This window comes from Pseudoduganella umbonata, assembly GCF_014192225.1.
GTDB classification, from domain to species: Bacteria; Pseudomonadota; Gammaproteobacteria; order Burkholderiales; family Burkholderiaceae_D; genus Rugamonas; species Rugamonas umbonata.
Genome location: NZ_JACHXS010000013.1, coordinates 201,731 through 220,169, shown reverse-complemented (window position 1 = coordinate 220,169; position 18,439 = coordinate 201,731). Strand labels below are relative to the sequence as shown.

Annotated in this window: 16 protein-coding genes; 13 read left to right on the top strand and 3 right to left on the bottom strand. The window is 66.5% G+C overall.

Features of this window, described 5'->3' with window-relative positions:
- Positions 1 to 46: 46 nt before the first annotated feature.
- A complete protein-coding gene (locus FHS02_RS32000; protein WP_137316206.1) occupies positions 47 to 1,687 on the bottom strand; it encodes a methyl-accepting chemotaxis protein in 1,641 nt (546 codons plus the stop codon).
- 334 nt (positions 1,688 to 2,021) lie between these two features.
- On the opposite strand from FHS02_RS32000, the gene FHS02_RS27405 reads away from it, so the two are divergent.
- From FHS02_RS27405 to ggt, 9 genes are all read left to right on the top strand, one after another.
- A complete protein-coding gene (locus FHS02_RS27405; protein ID WP_175424912.1) occupies positions 2,022 to 2,996 on the top strand; it encodes a TauD/TfdA family dioxygenase in 975 nt (324 codons plus the stop codon).
- Between the two features lie 41 nt (positions 2,997 to 3,037).
- Positions 3,038 to 3,955 carry an AEC family transporter gene (locus FHS02_RS27400; RefSeq protein WP_137316204.1) on the top strand — a complete coding sequence of 306 codons (918 nt, stop codon included), beginning with the start codon at positions 3,038 to 3,040 and terminating at the stop codon, positions 3,953 to 3,955.
- A gap of 181 nt (positions 3,956 to 4,136) precedes the next feature.
- Positions 4,137 to 5,123 carry a MerR family transcriptional regulator gene (locus FHS02_RS27395; RefSeq protein ID WP_229422352.1) on the top strand — a complete coding sequence of 329 codons (987 nt, stop codon included), beginning with the start codon at positions 4,137 to 4,139 and terminating at the stop codon, positions 5,121 to 5,123.
- A gap of 208 nt (positions 5,124 to 5,331) precedes the next feature.
- Positions 5,332 to 6,402 carry a signal recognition particle-docking protein FtsY gene (ftsY, locus tag FHS02_RS27390; RefSeq protein WP_137316203.1) on the top strand — a complete coding sequence of 357 codons (1,071 nt, stop codon included), beginning with the start codon at positions 5,332 to 5,334 and terminating at the stop codon, positions 6,400 to 6,402.
- 16 nt (positions 6,403 to 6,418) lie between these two features.
- Positions 6,419 to 7,078: a cell division ATP-binding protein FtsE gene (locus FHS02_RS27385; protein WP_137316202.1), complete on the top strand. Its 660-nt coding sequence runs from the start codon at positions 6,419 to 6,421 to the stop codon at positions 7,076 to 7,078.
- Entirely contained in the window at positions 7,075 to 7,989 is a 915-nt protein-coding gene (gene ftsX / locus FHS02_RS27380) for a permease-like cell division protein FtsX (RefSeq protein WP_137316201.1), read from the top strand. Before FHS02_RS27385 ends, ftsX begins: the two co-directional genes overlap by 4 nt.
- 487 nt (positions 7,990 to 8,476) lie before the next feature.
- Entirely contained in the window at positions 8,477 to 9,370 is an 894-nt protein-coding gene (gene rpoH / locus FHS02_RS27375) for an RNA polymerase sigma factor RpoH (RefSeq protein WP_137317673.1), read from the top strand.
- A gap of 426 nt (positions 9,371 to 9,796) precedes the next feature.
- Positions 9,797 to 10,252 carry a hypothetical protein gene (locus FHS02_RS27370; RefSeq protein WP_229422351.1) on the top strand — a complete coding sequence of 152 codons (456 nt, stop codon included), beginning with the start codon at positions 9,797 to 9,799 and terminating at the stop codon, positions 10,250 to 10,252.
- The gene (ggt, locus tag FHS02_RS27365) at positions 10,249 to 11,994 is read left to right on the top strand and encodes a gamma-glutamyltransferase (RefSeq protein ID WP_137316200.1); all 1,746 of its coding nucleotides are present in this window, start codon (positions 10,249 to 10,251) and stop codon (positions 11,992 to 11,994) included. Before FHS02_RS27370 ends, ggt begins: the two co-directional genes overlap by 4 nt.
- A gap of 56 nt (positions 11,995 to 12,050) precedes the next feature.
- Here the strand turns inward: ggt and FHS02_RS27360 are convergent, their stop codons facing one another.
- Both FHS02_RS27360 and FHS02_RS27355 read right to left on the bottom strand, forming a co-directional pair.
- Positions 12,051 to 12,395 carry an antibiotic biosynthesis monooxygenase family protein gene (locus tag FHS02_RS27360; RefSeq protein ID WP_137316199.1) on the bottom strand — a complete coding sequence of 115 codons (345 nt, stop codon included), beginning with the start codon at positions 12,393 to 12,395 and terminating at the stop codon, positions 12,051 to 12,053.
- Positions 12,392 to 13,489 (bottom strand): cytochrome P450 family protein, encoded by a 1,098-nt coding sequence (locus FHS02_RS27355; protein WP_137316198.1) that lies wholly within the window; start codon positions 13,487 to 13,489, stop codon positions 12,392 to 12,394. Before FHS02_RS27355 ends, FHS02_RS27360 begins: the two co-directional genes overlap by 4 nt.
- A gap of 74 nt (positions 13,490 to 13,563) precedes the next feature.
- Here FHS02_RS27355 and FHS02_RS27350 point away from each other — a divergent pair, with 74 nt between their 5' ends.
- From FHS02_RS27350 to FHS02_RS27335, 4 genes are read left to right on the top strand one after another with little or no spacing between them, the layout of a single operon-like run.
- Complete coding sequence (locus FHS02_RS27350) at positions 13,564 to 14,310, top strand: helix-turn-helix domain-containing protein (protein WP_137316197.1); 747 nt, start codon at positions 13,564 to 13,566, stop codon at positions 14,308 to 14,310.
- Positions 14,311 to 14,369: 59 nt separating this feature from the next.
- Positions 14,370 to 15,131 (top strand): ABC transporter ATP-binding protein, encoded by a 762-nt coding sequence (locus FHS02_RS27345; protein WP_137316196.1) that lies wholly within the window; start codon positions 14,370 to 14,372, stop codon positions 15,129 to 15,131.
- On the top strand, positions 15,128 to 17,443 hold the full coding sequence (locus FHS02_RS27340; protein WP_137316195.1) for a type II CAAX endopeptidase family protein: 2,316 nt from the start codon (positions 15,128 to 15,130) through the stop codon (positions 17,441 to 17,443). The genes FHS02_RS27345 and FHS02_RS27340 overlap by 4 nt, the downstream gene beginning before the upstream one ends.
- A 49-nt stretch (positions 17,444 to 17,492) precedes the next feature.
- On the top strand, positions 17,493 to 18,434 hold the full coding sequence (locus FHS02_RS27335) for an alpha/beta hydrolase (protein ID WP_137316194.1): 942 nt from the start codon (positions 17,493 to 17,495) through the stop codon (positions 18,432 to 18,434).
- Positions 18,435 to 18,439: the final 5 nt, after the last annotated feature.

The following is an 18,439-nucleotide window of genomic DNA, read 5'->3' as shown; positions in this document are numbered from 1 at the left end:
GATTTGCCACTGTGCCGCGAACCTTTGGTAAAGGTGCGGCGTTCACTTATTGTCGCGGCCGATTCAATCGCGCCGTCTTGTTATCAGTGCGCCGGGCACTGGAGGCGGCACTATACTGATGGTTTGCTAATCCATCAAGGGTAAAAATACTTACCAGCTGGGCAAGGCTGGAGGCCTGCTCCTGCATGCTGTGCGACGCGGCAGTGGCTTCTTCGACCAGTGCAGCGTTCTGCTGCGTGACCGCATCCATCTGCGCGATCGCTTCGTTCACCTGCACGATGCCGGCACTCTGCTGCTGGCCCGCCACGGTGATCTCACCCATGATGTCGGTCACGCGGCGCACGCTCACGACCACTTCTTCCATCGTGCTGCCGGCCTGGTTGACCAGCTTGGTACCGGCTTCGACCTGGTCGACCGAATCGCCGATCAGTTCCTTGATTTCGCGTGCCGCCGCGGCGGAGCGTTGCGCCAGGTTGCGCACTTCCGACGCCACCACGGCAAAGCCGCGGCCCTGTTCACCGGCACGGGCAGCTTCCACCGCCGCGTTCAAGGCCAGGATATTGGTCTGGAAAGCAATGCCGTCGATCACACCGGTGATGTCCGAAATCTTCTTCGCCGACTCGTTGATCGACCCCATCCGCTCGACCACCTGCGACACCACCTGGCCGCCCTGCTCGGCGATCGCCGACGCGCTCACGGCCAGTTCGTTGGCCTGGCGCGCGCTGTCGGAGTTGTGGCGCACGGTCGACGTCAGTTCCTCCATCGACGCCGCGGTTTCTTCCAGCGAGCTGGCCTGCGCTTCGGTACGGGACGACAGGTCCACGTTGCCGGCCACCACCTGCTGCGCCGCGCTGGCGATCGTCTCGGTCGAATGGCGTACCTGGCCGACGATATTGGCCAGGCTGTCGCGCATCGACTTCATCGCGAACAGCAGGCTGCTGTCATCGCCCGCACGGGTGCGTACATCCACGTTCAATTCGCCTGCCGCGATCCGGCCAGCCAGTTCCACCGCATACTGCGGTTCGCCACCCAGCGTCCTTACGAGCCAGCGGGTAATCAGCAGCGCCGCCAGGGCGCCCAGCAGCACCGAGATGACCAGCAGGCCGGCAATCCAGGCGCGCGACGCATTGTATACCTGATCACCAAATTCTGCCGCCGCATTGCCGCCTTCACCGTAGTATTTAACCAACTTGTCAACCTGACCGCGCAAGGCAACGATCAATTTATTCGATTCGCCGCGAATCAGCTGCTTCGCCAGCACGGTGTCGCCGGCGCGCACGGCGGCACGCAGTTTGGCGTCCTCGGCCATGTACCGATCCCACAATGCCAGGAACTCGCTGTACAGCGCCTGCTCTTCCGGCGTCTTGATCAGGGCCACATAGTCGTCCTGCATCTTCTTCAGGTCGACGAGGTCGTTGGCGATCACCTTGTCGTACTTGTCCAGCTCGGACACCTGGTCGGAAATGATGTACTGCAGCTCACGGGTGCGAACACGGGCGATCTGCGACTTGATGTCCTGGATGACACGCATCGCGGGCATCCAGCGCGACGACAGTTCGTTTGCCGTGTTCTTGACCTTGGCCAGCTGATTGATGGAAAAAATGCCGACGATCGCCGTCAGCAATAAAACGGCCGCGAAGGCCAGGCCCAGCTTGGTGGAGAGCTTACGCTCGGATAGCCACTTCATGTGATTCCCTTGGATTGTCTGTGAAAGAAGGCAAATTGCCCCGCGGCAAAATTTTAGCGCATTGCCGCAATCGGCGTGTCAAACCCTTGGCTTAATGTCCAGAACAAATCTTTATGTGTCGCTTTTGCGTCTTCTCAAAGAAACACTGATGCAAATTTGCAACGCCTTGCAGAGTGAGCAAAGTTCCCTATGGCTGAAGGGCTTCAGTACCGAATATTTCACCTCTAAATTACTTCCATTGTTGCGTTGCATCAATAATTTCTTGAAGAAAGCTTCCGGCTGCCTCAGAATGCGATCTTTATTGCCGTACGGCAATTACAGTTCAGGAGCCTTCATGTTTTCGTCCATTGAGCAATCCGGCAACATCGCTGTCGTCCAGACTAATTTTTCCTGGGGCGACGACCTGCCCCGCATCATCGCCATCGTCGAGCGCCACTTCGACGATTTCAACGGCAACGGTTTCTATCCGCATCCCGACGAGGAGGCGCTGCAGCGCGAGCTGCTGGCCGTGCCGACGCTGCGCGACTTCGCCGCGTTCATGGCCGCCCGCAAGGCACGCGGCCTGGCGATCACTGGGCTGGGCCTTGCCGGCCTGTCCGAGGCGCACCGTAACGCCGTGCTGTACGCGATCGCGCTGACGCAGGGCTTCCCCACGTCGACCGACCAGCGCACCAAGCGTGTCGCGTGGGACGTGCGCGCCCGTCCCGGCAGCCAGTCGAAGTTCGTCACGTTTTCCGAACGCACCGGCAATGCCGACATGCATACCGATTCGTCGTTCTATCCGATGCCGGAAGAACAGTTCCTGCTCTACGTGGTTGCTTCGGCGCGCTGCAATGGCGGCGAATCGCTGCTGATCGACGTGGAAGACATCGTGGCCGAGTTGCGGAAGACCCCGGCCGGCCGCGCCGCCCATGCGCTGCTGTGCGAAGCGCAGGTACCGTTCCGCGTACCGTCCGTGTACGCCGCCGGCGACGACCAGATCGAATTATTCTACGCACCTGTTTTCCATGCCGATGGCCTGGCGATGCGGTGGCGCTACGATTCGATTGAAAAAGGACTTGCAGCCAGGCCCGACTTGGCCACTCCCGAACTGGTTGCCGCACTACGGCTGCTCAACGAGATCGTCGAAGAACGTGCGCCCCGCTTCGTGCGCCAGTTGCCGGACGACACACTGCTGTGGGCCGACAACCACCGCACGCTGCATGGCCGCGCCATGTATACAGATCCGGGCCGCCACCTGATCCGCATCCGTATCTCGACCACGCCGAACGCGCACCGCGTCGGCCCGTCCGGCATTTCGGCGGACTGAGCGGAACAAGTCACCCCCACGGCACCCTTTAGAATCGCATCATGCTCGCTTCCATCATCCCCGTCTTCCTGATCATCCTGCTGGGCGTGGCAATCCGCCGCTTCGGCTGGATGCCGGCCGATTTCTTCCCGTCGATCGAGAAGTTCTCGTACAACATCGCCTTCCCGGCGATGCTGTTTGCCGGTACCGCCCGGCTGTCGTTCGCAGGCGGCGAAGTGGGCGAACTGGCGCTGGCCACGCTGCTGCCCACGCTTGCCGTGGTCGTGCTGACGCTGGCCGCGCTGCTGCTGCTGCCCGCGCTGCCGGGCGCCAGCCGCTCGTCGGTGATGCAGGGAGCGATGCGTCCGAACACCTATTTCGGCCTGGCCGTGGCCGCCCTGTTCTTCCCGGCCGAGACGGCGTCGCTGGTCATGCTCGCGCTGGCGCTGTGCCTGCCGGTCGTGAATGCGCTGTCGGTCGTCGCGCTGGCGTGGTGGAGCGGCAGCAAGCCGAACCTGGCCAGCGTCGCCAAGACCCTGGCGCGCAACCCGATCATCCAGGCCACGCTGGCCGGGGTGCTCGTCAGCGTGCTGGGCATCACGCTGCCGAAAGAGCTGATGAATACCCTCGACATCCTCGGCAAGGCCGCCACCGCGCTGGGCCTGCTGTGCGTCGGCGGCGGCCTAGTGTTTTCCCTGGAAGGCGCGCGGCCGGCAGCACTCACCATCGCTTCGGTGCTGAAACTGCTGGTGATGCCGCTGCTGGCGGCCCAGGTCTGCCTGCTGCTGGACGTGTCGCCGCAGGCAGCGCTGGCGGCCTGCTTCTATTGCGCGCTGCCCACGGCGCCAAACGCCTATATCATGGCGAAACAGCTGGGGGGCGATGCGCGACTGATGGCGTCGCTGATCACGCTGCAAACCCTGCTGGCGGTGATTACCGTGCCGCTGAGCCGCGAGTTCATGCCTTGGCTCGGCGCATGAGCCCCGCGTGGCACAAATTTTTTGCATGTTATTTGTCCACGACATGAATCGTGGAAGAGCGTAAATAAAATGCATCTAAGCATCCTGCCTGTTCATGTCATGGACAAGTAGTGCCGGATGCGTTTTTGCACCTTCTCCGTCGGGGAAGCGCTGCAATCTTTCCCCAGTAAAAGGCATTAAAATGCTGGACGCCCCAGAGCAGGATCACCCCGCGCAGATGAACAACCCGACGCCTTTCTCGCCCATGCCGTGCACGATCAGCGACGTCGAGCGCGATACCGGCGTGGCCAAGGAAACGCTGCGCGTATGGGAAAGGCGGTATGCGTTTCCACAGCCGCAACGCGACCCGTTCGGCGAGCGCCTGTATCCGCTCGAACAGGTGCATAAGCTGCGCCTCGTCAAGCGCTTGATCGACCTTGGCTTCCGGCCCGGCAAGGTGATCGGCTACACGTCGCAGGAATTGCAGTCGCTGGCCGAGAAAACCACTGCCGGCAACCGGCCGCGCCCGGCCGACGCCGGCGACCTGGCGCCCTACCTGGAACTTTGCCGCAACCATGACAGCGATGCGCTGCGGCGCAAGCTGTCGCAGGCGTTGCTGGTGATGGGACTGCGCAATTTCGTCGTCGACCTGATGGCCCCGCTGACGGGCGCGATCGGCGATTCATGGGCTTGCGGTGACCTCGGCGTGTGGCAGGAACACCTGCTCACCGAAACGCTGCAGATGGTATTGCGCAGCGCGATATTCTCGATGCCGCCGACTAACTCCCAGGGCGGCACGCCACGCCCGCGCATCCTGCTGACCACCACACCGCAGGAAAAGCATGGCCTCGGCCTGTTGATGTGCGAAGCGCTGATGGTGGCGGAAGGCGCCGGCTGCTATTCGCTGGGGCCGCAGACGCCGCTGCCCGACATCGTCGAGGCGGCCCGCGCCCTGCAGGTGGACGTGGTGACGCTGTCGTTCTCGACGTCGATGAATACCCGCCACGTGCTGGACGCGCTGAAGGAATTGCGGGTCCGCCTGCCGGAATCGGTGGCACTGTGGGCCGGCGGCGGCAATTCCGCGCTGCGCCGGCGCGCCCCCGCCTACGTGCAGGTGCTGACGCTGACGGACGTGGCCAGCGCGCTGGCCGACTGGCGCGGGGACCAGCGCAGGCACACGGCGGCATGACAAGCCCATGGTGCCGCAATGGCGCCATGACGCCGCAGGGAGGCCGCCGGCGGGCCAGCCACGCTCCGGCAATATCGGAAATACCCCGGAAATACCTCAGAAATACCCTTTAAGCAAGGTTTTCCGGGGCGCTCTGGTAGAATAGCCGGCGCAAGAAACCATTCCCAGCGTGTTATCGGCCCCGAGCGGCCGCAGCCCTTCACGACACATGTTCAGCTTCTTCAAGAAAAAAACCGTCACGCCCGACGTGCCGCCGGCCGCACCTGCGGACCAGGCACCTGCCCCGGCTCCCGCTGGCCTTTCCCCGAGCCCCGTTCCGGCCGCCGAAGCCGAAGCGGTTCCGCTTGTTTTCGACGCCGAGACGGCGCCACGCCCGGAATCGAAGCAATCCTGGATGGGCAGGCTCAAGGCCGGCCTGTCGAAAACCTCCGCCAACCTGTCGCTGCTGTTCGTTGGCGCCCGTATCGACGACGACCTGTACGACGAGCTGGAAGCGGCGCTGCTGATGGCCGATGCCGGCATCGATGCGACCGACTACCTGCTCGAGGCGCTCAAGCGCAAGGTCAAGGATGAAAAACTGACCGATGCGGCCGCCGTGAAGGTGGCGCTGAAGGCCTTGATGATCGACCTGTTGCGCCCCCTGGAAAAGCCGTTCGTGCTGGGCCGGCACCAGCCGACGGTGATGATGATTTCCGGCGTCAACGGCGCCGGCAAGACCACCACGATCGGCAAGCTCGCCAAGCACATGCAGGCGCACGGCCAGTCCGTGCTGCTGGCCGCCGGCGACACGTTCCGCGCCGCGGCCCGCGAACAGCTGATGATTTGGGGCCAGCGCAACAACGTGACCGTGATCTCGCAGGAATCCGGCGACCCGGCCGCCGTGTCGTATGACGCGGTGCAGTCCGGCAAGGCGAAAGGCACCAATGTCGTCATGATCGACACGGCCGGCCGCCTGCCCACCCAGTTGCACCTGATGAACGAGCTGCAGAAGATCAAGCGCGTGATCGCCAAGGGCATGGCCGAGGCGCCGCACGAGACGCTGCTCGTCATCGACGGCAACACGGGCCAGAATGCGCTGGCCCAGGTCAAGGCGTTCGACGATGCGCTGCAGCTGACCGGCCTCATCATCACCAAGCTGGACGGCACCGCCAAGGGCGGCGTGCTGGCCGCGATCGCGCGCGTGCGCCCGGTGCCCGTGTACTTCATCGGCATCGGCGAAAAGATCGAGGACCTGCAACCGTTCGACGCCGAGGAATTCGTCGAAGCCCTGCTCGGTTGATGGCGGGGACACGGCCATGATCGAATTCGTCAACGTCACCAAGCAATATTCCGGCGACACCACCGCGCTGCGCGACGTCACACTGACGGTCGCCAAGGGCGAGCTCGTCTATCTGGCGGGCCCGTCGGGCGCCGGCAAATCCACGCTGCTGAAGCTGATCGCGGCAATGGAGCGCCCCACGTCGGGCCAGGTCACCGTCAATGGCACCGACATCGGCCGCCTGAAGAGTGCCGGCGTGCCCTTCCTGCGCCGCAACCTGGGGCTGATCTTCCAGCAGCAGCGCCTGCTGACCGACCGCTCCGTGCTGGCCAACGTCATGATGCCGATGCTGGTCACGGGTCTGCCGCGCAGCCAGGCGGAAGACCGTGCCCGCGCGGCGCTGGACAAGGTGGGCCTGCTGAGCCGCGCCGTCGCCAGCCCGCTGGCACTGTCCGGCGGCGAGCAGCAGCGCGTGTCGATCGCCCGCGCGATCGTCAACCGGCCGCAGATCATCCTGGCCGACGAACCGACTGCGAACCTGGACCGCGCCAGCGCCAACAAGGTATTCGACGCGCTGCGCGCCTTCAACAAGGCAGGCGTGACGTGCCTGATATCCACCCACGACGAGCTGGTGCTGGACAGTGCCAGCCGCGTGATCCACCTGAAGCAGGGTGCACTGCTGGCGGAGGCCGCATGAGCGTGTGGCTGCGTCAGCATGGGTTCGCGCTGGGCGCGGCGCTGGTTCACCTGCGCCGCGCGCCGGGCTCGTTCTTCTTCAATATCCTCGTGGTGGCGATTGCGCTGGCGCTGCCGTTCGCCGGCGTGACAGTGCTGGACAATATCCGGCCGATGTCCGAACAGCTGGCCGTCGATCCCGAACTGTCGGTCTTCCTGAAGCAGGACCTGCCGCGCGAGCACACGCAGGGCATGGCGGGCTCGTTGCGGGCAGTGGCGAAGGACGCGCGGATCGTCTTCGTGCCGCGCGAAAAGGCGCTGGAAGAACTGCAGGAGAAGAACGGCGTGGCCGGCGTGATCGATACGCTGGGGGATAACCCGCTGCCCGACAGTTATATCGTGCGGCTGAATGCTTTCCAGAGCGCGGCCGAAAGCGCGCATGTGGATGACATCGCGGAAACCATCCGCGCCCTCCCGGGCGTCGAATCGGTACAGGTCGACTCGGCGTGGGTCAAGCGGCTTGCCGCCCTGCTGGGCGTGCTGCGCGTGGGCCTGCTGCTGCTGGCCGCCACGCTGGGCACGGTCGTCGTGGCGGTCGTGTTCAATACGATCCGGCTGCAGGTGCTCACGCAACGCGAGGAAATCCTCGTCTCGCGGCTGATCGGCGCCACCGATACCTATATCCAGCGCCCCTTCTATTACACAGGTGCACTGCTGGGGCTGTTCGCCGGCGCCGTCGCGCTGGGCGCGGTGGCGTTGTCGCTGCAGCCGCTGAATGCCGCCATCGCCGAGTTCGCCCGGCTGTATGCATCGGAATTCCAGCTGGCGCCACTCGAGCCGCTGGCGATGGCGCTGCTGCTGGCGCTATCGGCCGGCCTCGGGCTGGTCGGCGCGGCCCTGTCGGTGCGCCGCCAGCTGGCACGCCTTTCCTGAAGCGTTTTACCGGTCGGTCCGCTCTTGCAATCGGACCGACCGCCCTTATCTGTTTGTTCACACTTGCCTGCCGGCGTACAAACACGTTGGCTGCGCTCCTACACGGCCTCCCGGATGACCGTGCGTTCTCGCACAGAGTCAGTCATCACGCGTCGATAATCTAGCCTTAACCTTTGATCCAGCTCAAATTCCGACCAGTAACTTTGGCGTCCTGAGCTGCGTTCCCAGCCTAACGAGTAGTATCGAACCATAGTGTTTAGGCTATCGAAGCCATAGAATTGTCTAGATTGGCACTCGGTCGTGGAGAGTGCTAATATATGTTCAAACGCAACGTTGAGCACCATAAAGGTCTTCCCGCGCTTGACACAGGCGCCAACTGATGGTTAAGACCGAATTAAGCTCAACGATGCATGCTGTACGCAAATGTTCTGCTGCAATCCCGCAGCGGAACCATGCAAGACCCTTCAAGCGAGGAATGAAAATGAATATGATGTCCGCACCTTCCGCCCTGGTTCCAGCCGGCAGCAGTGCACTGGGACTCGGCTTCAGTGGCAACCTGGGTAACCTGGATGCCTACATTTCCGCTGTTAACCGTCTGCCGATGCTGACGCATGAAGAAGAAGTCTCACTGGGCCGCCGCCTGAAGGAAAACAACGACCTGAAGGCAGCGGAAAAACTGGTGCTGTCGCACTTGCGCCTGGTGGTATCGATCGCCCGCGGCTACCTGGGTTACGGCCTGCCGCATGCCGACCTGATCCAGGAGGGCAATATCGGCCTGATGAAAGCGGTGAAGCGCTTCGACCCGGACCAGAACGTGCGCCTCGTGTCGTACGCGATGCACTGGATCAAGGCCGAGATGCACGAGTACATCCTGAAGAACTGGCGCCTGGTGAAAGTTGCCACCACCAAGGCCCAGCGCAAGCTGTTCTTCAACCTGCGCAGCCACAAGACCGGCCTGGATGCGATGACGCCGGACCAGATCGACGCACTGGCGAAAACGCTGGATGTGAAGCGCGAGGAAGTGATCGAAATGGAAACGCGCCTGTCCGGCCGCGACATCGCCCTGGAAGCGCCGACCGACGATGAAGACGACAAGTTCTCGCCGATCGCCTACCTGTCGTCCGACCTGTCGGAACCGACCAAGGTGCTGGAGGCGGAACAGGTGACGCGCCTGCAGTCCGAAGGCCTGGAAACGGCACTGGGCAAGCTGGACGCGCGCTCGCGCCGCATCGTCGAAGCACGCTGGCTGGCCAACGACGACGGCTCCGGCGCCACGCTGCATACGCTGGCCGACGAATTCGGCGTCTCCGCCGAGCGGATCCGGCAGATCGAATCCGCCGCGCTGAAAAAGATGAAAGGCGCACTGGCCGCCTACGTATAAGGCACCCTGCTCCGCCAGGAACCCGGCCCCGCGCCGGGTTTTTTATTGCCCGAAAACCGGTGACAGGAAGGAGAGAGGGCAAGCAGGCCCTCTCCGTTACGCAGGCAAGTAGCAGTGCTCCTTGAAACCCCTGCTGCACCACCAGTTTTTTTGAAATAACCGTTGCAAAAAAACCGGTGTCTGTCACTGGTTTTCCTGAAATAACCATTGCAGAAAAATAGGTGCCTGGGAGGAGAGAGGGCAAGCAGGCCCTCTCCGTTACGCAGGCAAGGAGCAGTGCTCCTTGAAACCCCTGCTGCACCACCGGTTTTGCTGCAACTTTGTTTTTCGAATCGATGATTTCCGGGCAGCTATAGCTCAGCAGTGCGACGTCCAGGATGGCAGTTTGATAACCTCGCCGTTCAGCCTTTGCCGCATGGAGGACTTATGCAAGCCAGGCTCATCGGTATCATCGGCTGCGCGCTGACGGCCGGCGTGATGGCCGCCTGCAGCATCGACAGCACGCAGGCGGACGCGGTGGACCGCAAGCCGCGCAAGACCAGCGCCAGTTACGCGCTGCGCCAGGGTGACAGCGTGATGCTGGCCCCGGGTACCCACCTGAAACTGGAAAGAATCAACGACAGCCGCTGCAAGCAGGGCGCGGTCTGCGTCTGGGCCGGCTACATCAGCTACTCGTTCACGCTGACGGGCCGCGGCGCCACGCGCAACTTCGTGCTTGCCGAGAACATGCCGAACGCAAAGCCCACCGTCACGCAGGATGGGCTGACGTTCGCACTGGAAAAACTCGAGCCGCCCGAACCGCCGGCCATGGATGCGCCGCCGCCGGATTATCGGGTAAGCTTGCGCGTATCGATAGCCCGACAACACGCCACCAATACATGACCAGACGCCTCGTCGCCACCATCTTGCTGACCGCCATCGGCACGGTCGCCATCGCGAAAACCCCGGTTGCCACCGGTACCGGCGGCGCGGTCGCCACGATCAGCGAGAAGGCGTCGCAATCGGCGCTGGCGATCCTCGACCGGGGCGGCAACGCGGTCGATGCGGCCGTCGCCGCGGCGGCCACGCTGGGCGTGACGGATCCGTTCAGCTGCGGCATCGGCGGCGGCGGCTTCATGGTGGTGTACCTGGCCAAGGAAAAGCGCGTGGTCACGATCGACCACCGCGAAACCGCGCCGGCCGCCTTCACGCCCGCGGTCTTCCTCGACAACGGCAAGGAGATGGATTTCGACACCGTGGTCGCCAGCGGCCAGTCGGTCGGCGTACCCGGCACCGTGCGCGGCTGGGACGAAGCGCTGCGCCGCTATGGCACGATGTCGTTCGCGCAGGTACTGGCGCCGGCCATCGAGGTGGCCGGCAAGGGCTTCACCGTCGACGCCAATTTCTCCCGGCTGGTCGATGAAAACACCGGCAAGTTCAGCCGCTTTCCCGCCACCGCCGCGCTGTACCTGAAGGATGGCAAGGCGCTGCAACCCGGCGCGCTGGTGAAGAATCCCGGCCTGGCGCGCGCCTACCGCACGCTGGCACAAGGCGGCGTGAAGGCATTCTACGAAGGGCCCATGGCGCGGGCGATCGTCGATGCCGTCAACCGCCCCGCCACCACGCCCGGCGTTACCGTCCGCGGCGGCGCGATGACGCTGGCCGACCTGGCGAACTACGAAGCGCGCATCCGCCCGCCGGTGCGCGGCACCTACCGCGGCTACGAGCTGTATGGCATGCCGCTGCCCGGCAGTGGCGGCGTGACCGTGTTCGCGGCGCTCAACATCCTCGAAGGCTGGGACCTGAAGTCGCTGCCGCGCGCGCAGGCCGAGCACCTGTACCTGGAAGCGAGCCGACTCGCGTTTGCCGACCGCAATGCGTACCTGGCCGACCCCGAATACGTCGACGCGCCTGTGGCCGGCCTGCTCAGCAAGGCGTACGCGGCACAGCGCAGGAAGGCGATCGACGCCAGCCGCGCCGCCACCGGCCCGGTGGCGGCCGGCGATCCGTATCCGTTCCAGCAGGATGCCAGCGTGCCCCTGCGCCCCGCGCCCGCCGCGAAACTGCAGCCGGAAAGCGCGCACACCACCCATCTGACCGTGTCGGACAAGGACGGCAACATCGTCGCCTACACGTTCACGATCGAGTCGTGGGGCGGCAGCGGCATCGTGGTGCCCGGCTACGGCTTCCTGCTCAATAACGAGATGACCGACTTCGAATTTTCCGGGCCCGGTCCGAACGTGCCGGAAGCGGGCAAGCGCCCGCGCAGCAGCATGGCGCCGACGATCGCGCTGAAGGATGGCAAGCCGGCGTTCACGATCGGCAGCCCGGGCGGCGCCACGATCATCACCACGGTGCTGCAGACGATCGTCAACCACGTCGACTTCGGCATGCGGATGGACCAGGCCATCGATGCGCCCCGCCTCTCCGAGCGTAACGGCGCCGCCACCGACATCGAACCCGGCTTCGACACCGGCGCCCAGGCCGGCGCCCTGGCGCGCCATGGCCACCGCTGGGCAGCCAAGCCGGAAGAAATCGGCGCAGCCAACGCCCTCGTGTTCAATCCCGACGGCACCGTGACCGCCGTCAGCGAAGGGCATCGCCACGGTATCGGCAGCGCGCTGGTGCAGAAGAAAGCGCACTGACTTTCGTCCGGACACATCGCCTTGACCCCGTTTTACCCATACAGGATCCCGCCGGTTCAACCATTCAGGGTGCGCGAATCGGCCGGTGCCTCCTCCCGCTCGTGCAGGCCATAGTCGCGGATCACGCCGGCAATGCGCAGGCGGTAATCGGCAAACAAGCCGCCGCGCCCGGCCTGCTGCGCGGCGCGATGGCCTTCGAGGTTGCGCCACTCCCGCAGCGCCGCCTCGTCGCGGAAGAAGGACAGCGACAGCAGCTTGCCGGGATCGGCCAGGCTCTGGAAACGCTCGACGGAAACAAAGCCGTCGATCTCTTGCAGCAGCGGCCGCAGCGCCGCGGCATGGTCGAGATAGGCCTGCCTGCCTTCGGCATGCGGCATGACTTCGAAGATCACGGCAATCATCGTTTACTCTCCCCGATAAAGACGGGCATGCGGGCATTGACCGACGGCCGGTAGCGCCATGTCACGCCCGGCACCGGCCCGGCCGCTTGCGGACCGGAAGCCGGCAAGGCATGCAAGGCCTGCGTGGCGATGATCCGCGCCAGCGCCTGGCCGGGGCAGGCGTGCCGGCCGTCGCCAAAGGGTGCCGCACCCGCCAGCACCAGCAGCAAGGCCTGGCCCGCCGGCACGTGCGCCCCGTCGATGCGGAGATCGCCGGCGGCGAACCGGCGCGTGTTATGGATCGCCGGATCGCGCGCCATCACGGCCGGCGCCAGCACGGCGGGATCGCTTGCATCGCCGCGCAACCGGGCGACGATGCAATTGCCGAGCAGGCCCGCCGTGGCTTCAAACGTCTGCGTCATCAGGCCGGCCAGGTTGGCCAGCATCGCGTGCTCGTCCGGCCACGGGGCCGCGGCCACGCTGGCCAGCAAGGCTGTCTGCCGCCCGTCCCGCACCAGACGGCGCAAGGCATCCACCAATGCCGCTTCCGCCTCGTGCGCGGCCACGATGTCGCTGGCCGACGCCAGCGGCGACAGGCATGCCACGTACCGCGCCACCAGCGCCGCCACGCGCGGCAGCTCGCCGTCCGTGAAGCCCAGCAGGGCAGCCACCGTCTGCACCGGCACGCCATGAACGAATGCATTCAGCGCCGCCGCGGTATCGGCCGCTTTGTCCGCCGCCTGGTCCGCCACCATGTTCGCCGCGACGGCGGCCGCGACGTCCGCCGCGGCCTCCTCCGGCAATGCCGCCAGTGCCCGTTGCAGCACGGCCTTCGGTGCGGCATGGCGGGCGCCATCGTTCATCCGCACCAGCGCGCCGAACAGGTCGCCGGCCGGCCCGGCCAGCGCCGCCGGCACCGGTTCGTGCACCGGCCGTACGCGGCAATCCGGGTTCGCCAGCAGCTCCCGTACCGTGCCCGGATGCGCGGCGACCCACAGCCGCAGGCGCTCATCGTAGCGGGGCGCCGGATCCACCGCCAGCGCTGTGTAATACGGGTAAGGATCCGGGTGGGTTACGGCGGCCACCGCGTCGGCGGGCCAGTGATCGGTGTCCATGCTGCTCCTTTGCGTGATCGGATCGATGCAGTATGCTGAAAAGCCCACACCGATACTTCGCCGGAGACCGAATCATGGATGCAGCACGCGGAAAGACGATCATACCGGCTGCTACCGACGCTGCCAGCACCGCCGACGATCGCCTTGCGCGCATCGCCGCCGCCATCGCCGAGCCGGCCCGCGCGCGCATGCTGTGCAGCCTGCTGGACGGCCATGCGCGCACCAGCACCGAACTGTCCGTGGTGGCCGGGGTCGGGGCATCGACCGCCAGCGCGCACCTGGCACGGCTGCAGGAAGACGGCCTGCTGCGCCTGCTCGCACAGGGCCGGCATCGCTACTACAGCCTGGCCGGCGGCGAGGTGGCGGCCGCGCTGGAGGCGCTGCTCGTCGTCGCCAACGTGCAGCGCGCCGCGTTCGTGCCGACCACGCCGGACCGGCTGCGCGAGGCGCGCACCTGCTACGACCACATGGCCGGCGCGCTCGCCGTCATGCTCAACGATCACTTCGTGGCGGCCGGCTGGCTGGCCGAGGAGGACGGCGGCTATGCGCTGTCGGCGGAAGGCGAAGCACGCTTTGCCGCGCTGGGGCTCGATATTGCCGCGCTGCGCGGCCAGCGCCGCCGTTTCGCCTGCCCGTGCCTGGACTGGAGCGAGCGCCGGCCGCACCTGGGCGGCGCGCTGGGCGCGGCGTTGCTGCGGCTCGCGTTGCAGAAAGGCTGGGTCGAACAGGATCTCGACAGCCGCGCGCTGGGCGTCGCGCCGCAGGGCCGGCGGCGCATGCTGGCCGCATTGGGCATCTCCGGGGATGCGCCGCGCGGGTGAACCGGTAACCCGCACGGGGCGATGATAAGATCGGCGCTCTCCATCCAAGCGGGAGCGACATGATCGAATTCGATGGCCTGGCCAAGCGCTACGGCGACTACGAGGCGGTAAAGCCGCTGGACCTCGCCGTGCGGCGCGGCGAAGTGTTCGGCTTCCTCGGCCCGAACGGCGCCGGCAAGACCACCACGATCCGCATGATGATGGGCATCCTGGTGCCGAGCGCGGGCCGGGTGCTGGTCGATGGCCTCGATTGCCATGCCGACGGCGCCGAAGTGAAGCGCCACGTCGGCTACCTGCCCGACAATCCGATTTTCTACGACTACCTGCGCGGCCGCGAGATCCTGCAGTTCGTCGGCGAGATGCATGGCCTGCCGCGCCGCGATGCCGCCGCCCGGGCCGATACCTTGCTGGCCGAATTCGGCCTCGGCGAAGTGTCCGAGGAATTCGCCGTCAATTATTCGATGGGCATGAAGAAGAAGCTGGGGCTGGCGTGTGCGCTGGTGCACGACCCGGCCGTGCTGATCCTCGACGAACCGATCAACGGCCTCGATCCGCGCGCCGCGCGCGACGTGCAGGATCTGCTGGTGGGCCGCGCCGCCGCCGGCAAGACGATCTTCGTTTCCACCCACCTGCTCGACATGGCGCAGCGCATGTGCGACCGCGTGGGCATCATCCACCGCGGCGCCCTGGTGGCGACCGGCGCACTGGACGAGCTGCGCGACGACCGTGCCACCTCGCTCGAGGAAGTGTTCCTGCGCCTGACGGACGAGTCGGCCGAGCCGGACAAACCGGACGAACCGCGCGCCGTGACGCCGCAATGAACGGCGACCTCCCCGTCGGCACCGCGCGCGCGGCCTGGCTGCTGGCACGGCTGCGGCTGCGGCGCCTGCTGAACATGGCCACCATGTCGATGCGGCGCAAGCCCCGTGCCGGCCGCGCCGCGACCGCCGGCAAGCGCCGTGGACGCTGGATCCTGCCGGGCGTGATGGCGCTGCTGATGCTTCTTGCCTTCTCGTTCCAGTCGCAGCAAATCCTGATGAACCTGCACTGCGAGCTGACGCCGCAAACCGCGTGCGGCAGCCAGCCCGGCGCCGAGGGCCGGCAGCGTGTCGCGGCGGAAGAACTGCGCGCTGCGCCGTTCAGCGGGCCGCTGCAGCGCGCGCTGGCGATGGAATTGTGGCTGCTGTGGCTCGTGGCGCTGCTGGTGCCGCTCGGCAGCCGCGAGCTGGCGCAGCCGGACTGGGACCTGGAATGGCTGGTCACGCTGCCGGTGCGGCGCAAGGGATTGCTGTGGGCGCGCGTGCTCGAACGCACCATCGCCACCCCCACCGGCTGGCTGGTGCTGTGGCCCGCGCTGCTGATGGCCGGCTGGCATGCCGGCCTGCGCTGGAGCGCGCCGCTGGGCGCGACAGCCGTGGCGATTGCGCTGCTGGCACTGGCCGCCACGGTGCGCACGCTGGTGGATACCGGACTGCGGCTGGCGCTGCCACCATCCCAGCTGCGCAACCTGCAGGCGGCAATCTCGGTGGTGTCGCTGCCGCTGATCTACCTCGTCATCGCGTTGTCGACGGGGCGCGGCGGCATCACGATGGAGTGGGCACGCACCTGGCCTGGATGGACACTGTGGACACCGCCCGGCCTCGCCGTCCAGCTGCTCGATGCCCGGTCGCTGCCGGCCGCCATCGGCCACGCCGCACTGCTTGCGCTGCAGGCCGGCGTGCTGCTGTGGGCCGGCATCGGACTGCTGGCGCGCCAGTTGTCGGCCGGCGTGGTGGCAGCCAGCTCGCGTGAAACAGCGCGCGCGCAGCGGCCACCGCCGGCATCGTCCGGCCGCCTCCCTGGCACCGCGCTGCAGCGGCGCGAACTGCGGCTGCTGGGGCGCGACCGTACGTTCCTCGTGCAAAGCCTCGTCGTGCCGCTGGTGATCATCGGCAGCCAGCTGTTCTTCACCGGCCGCATGGATGCGATGGCCCAGCTGGGCACCGACCAGGCGCTGCTGGCATCGGTCGCGTTCGGGCTGGGCAGCTATATGCTGCTGCTGTCCGCCTTCCAGACGATCAATACGGAAGGCCAGGCCCTGTGGCTGCTGTACACCTTCCCCGGCACGCTGGAACGGATGCTGCTGCAGAAGGCGCGGCTGTGGGCCGTGCTGGCGCTGGTCTATCCGGCAGCCGTGTTCGCGATCGGCATCGGCTACGCGCCGCGTATCGATGCCGACCTGGTCGCGCGCATCGTGCTCGTGGCCCTCGGCATTCCCGTGTTCGCGCTGATCGCGGTGGCGCTCGGCGTGTGGGCTTCCGACCCGCTGGCGCAGGAAGCCGGGGCGCGCATCCGCCCGACCTATGTGTACCTGTACTCGCTGCTGGCGGGGCTGTACGGCTTCGCGCTGTACACCACCACGCTGCCGCACCGGGTGGCCGTGGTCGTGCTGCTGGTGGCGCTGGCCCTGGCGCTGTGGCAGAAGGCGCGCGACCACCTGCCCTACCTGCTCGACCCGACCGCGGCGCCGCCACCCCGGGTGTCCGCGGCCGACGGCATGGTCGCTGCGCTGCTGTTCTTTGCCGTGCAGGCCATCGCGCTGGCGATCCTCCACCGCGGCAGCGCGCCGCCCGCACTGCCTGACCTGGCGCTGTCGCTGGCGATCGGCGGCGCCGCCGTGTGGGCGGTGGTACGCCTGGTCTACTGGCGCATGGGGACGAGCGGCGTGCCCCGCTTCCGGCACGGCCCTGTGCTGCCGGCCGTGCTGGCCGGTACCGCGTGGGCGGTTCCGGCGGCCGCGACAGGCGCGCTGTACCTGCTGGCGATGCGGCACTTCGGCATCGAGCTGCCGCGGCCGGACGGCACCATCGCGCTGCCGCTGCTGCTGGCCATCGCCTGCGTGGCGGCACCGCTGTCCGAGGAGTTCATCTTCCGCGGCATGCTGTTCGGCGGGCTGCGCCGCTCGCTGCCGTTCGCGCCGGCAATCGCCGTCAGCGCGGCGCTGTTCGCCGTCGTGCATCCCCCGGTGTCGATGCTGCCGGTCTTCGTGCTGGGCGTGTGCACCGCGCTGGCGTACGGTCGCAGCGGCAGCCTGCTGGCGGCGGTGGCCACGCACGCGGTGTACAACGGGGCGATGATCGCGCTGCAGGCCTGAATCGTTGGGCTGCGCTAGAATGAGACTTATTCTCATCTACTAGCGTTCCATGACGACTGTTGCTGCTTCCCTTTCCCGCCGCCGGCTGCTGGCCACTGGCGGCGCCATGCTGGGTTCTTCCCTGCTGGGCTCCTCCCTGCTGCCCGGCGTGGCCAGTGCCGCCGATACCTGGCAAGCCGTGGTGCTGCCGAAGGCGCGCCAGCGCGACCTGGCCTCTTCCATCACGGGCGGGCAGTACCGCATCTTCATCAGCGTGCCGGACACGCCGGCGCCGGCGGCCGGCCATCCGGTGCTGTATGCGCTGGACGGCAATGTCTCGTTCCCGATGCTGGCGCAGATGGCGCGCACGGCGGCGTGGCGCAGCAAGGCGACGGGCCGGGCGGCGCCGGTGGTCGTCGGCATCGGCTATCCGACCGACGAAGATTACCACCCGGACCGTGGGCGCGACTACACGCCGCCGACGGCCGGTGCTCCGGCCACCGAAGGCGGCGCCGACCGCTTCCTCGATTTCATCGAGCAGGAACTGAAGCCGCTGGTGCGGTCGCTGGCGCCCGTCGATCCGCAACGGCAGGCGCTCTACGGGCATTCGTACGGCGGCCTGTGCACGCTGCATGCGCTGTTTACGCGGCCGGCGATGTTCCAGGCCTGGCTGGCCGCCAGCCCGTCGATCTGGTACCGCGAACGCGCCGTGCTGGCCGGCCTGGACGGATTCGACAAGCGCGTGGCCGCGCTGGCGGTGAAGCCGTCGGTGCTGCTGTGCGCCGGCGAGCTGGAGCAGCCGGCTGGCGGTGGTGCCGGCGCGGCACCCGGCTCGCGCGACGCCATCGCCGCCCAGCGGCGGATGATCGATGAAGCGCGCGACCTGTCGGTGAAGCTGGGCACGATGAGCGGCACAATATCGCGCGCGCAGTTCATGCTTTTCCCGCGCGAAGATCACGGCTCCGCGGCGTTCCCGGCGATGGCGCGCGGGCTGGAATTCTTTATCGGCTAGGGTGT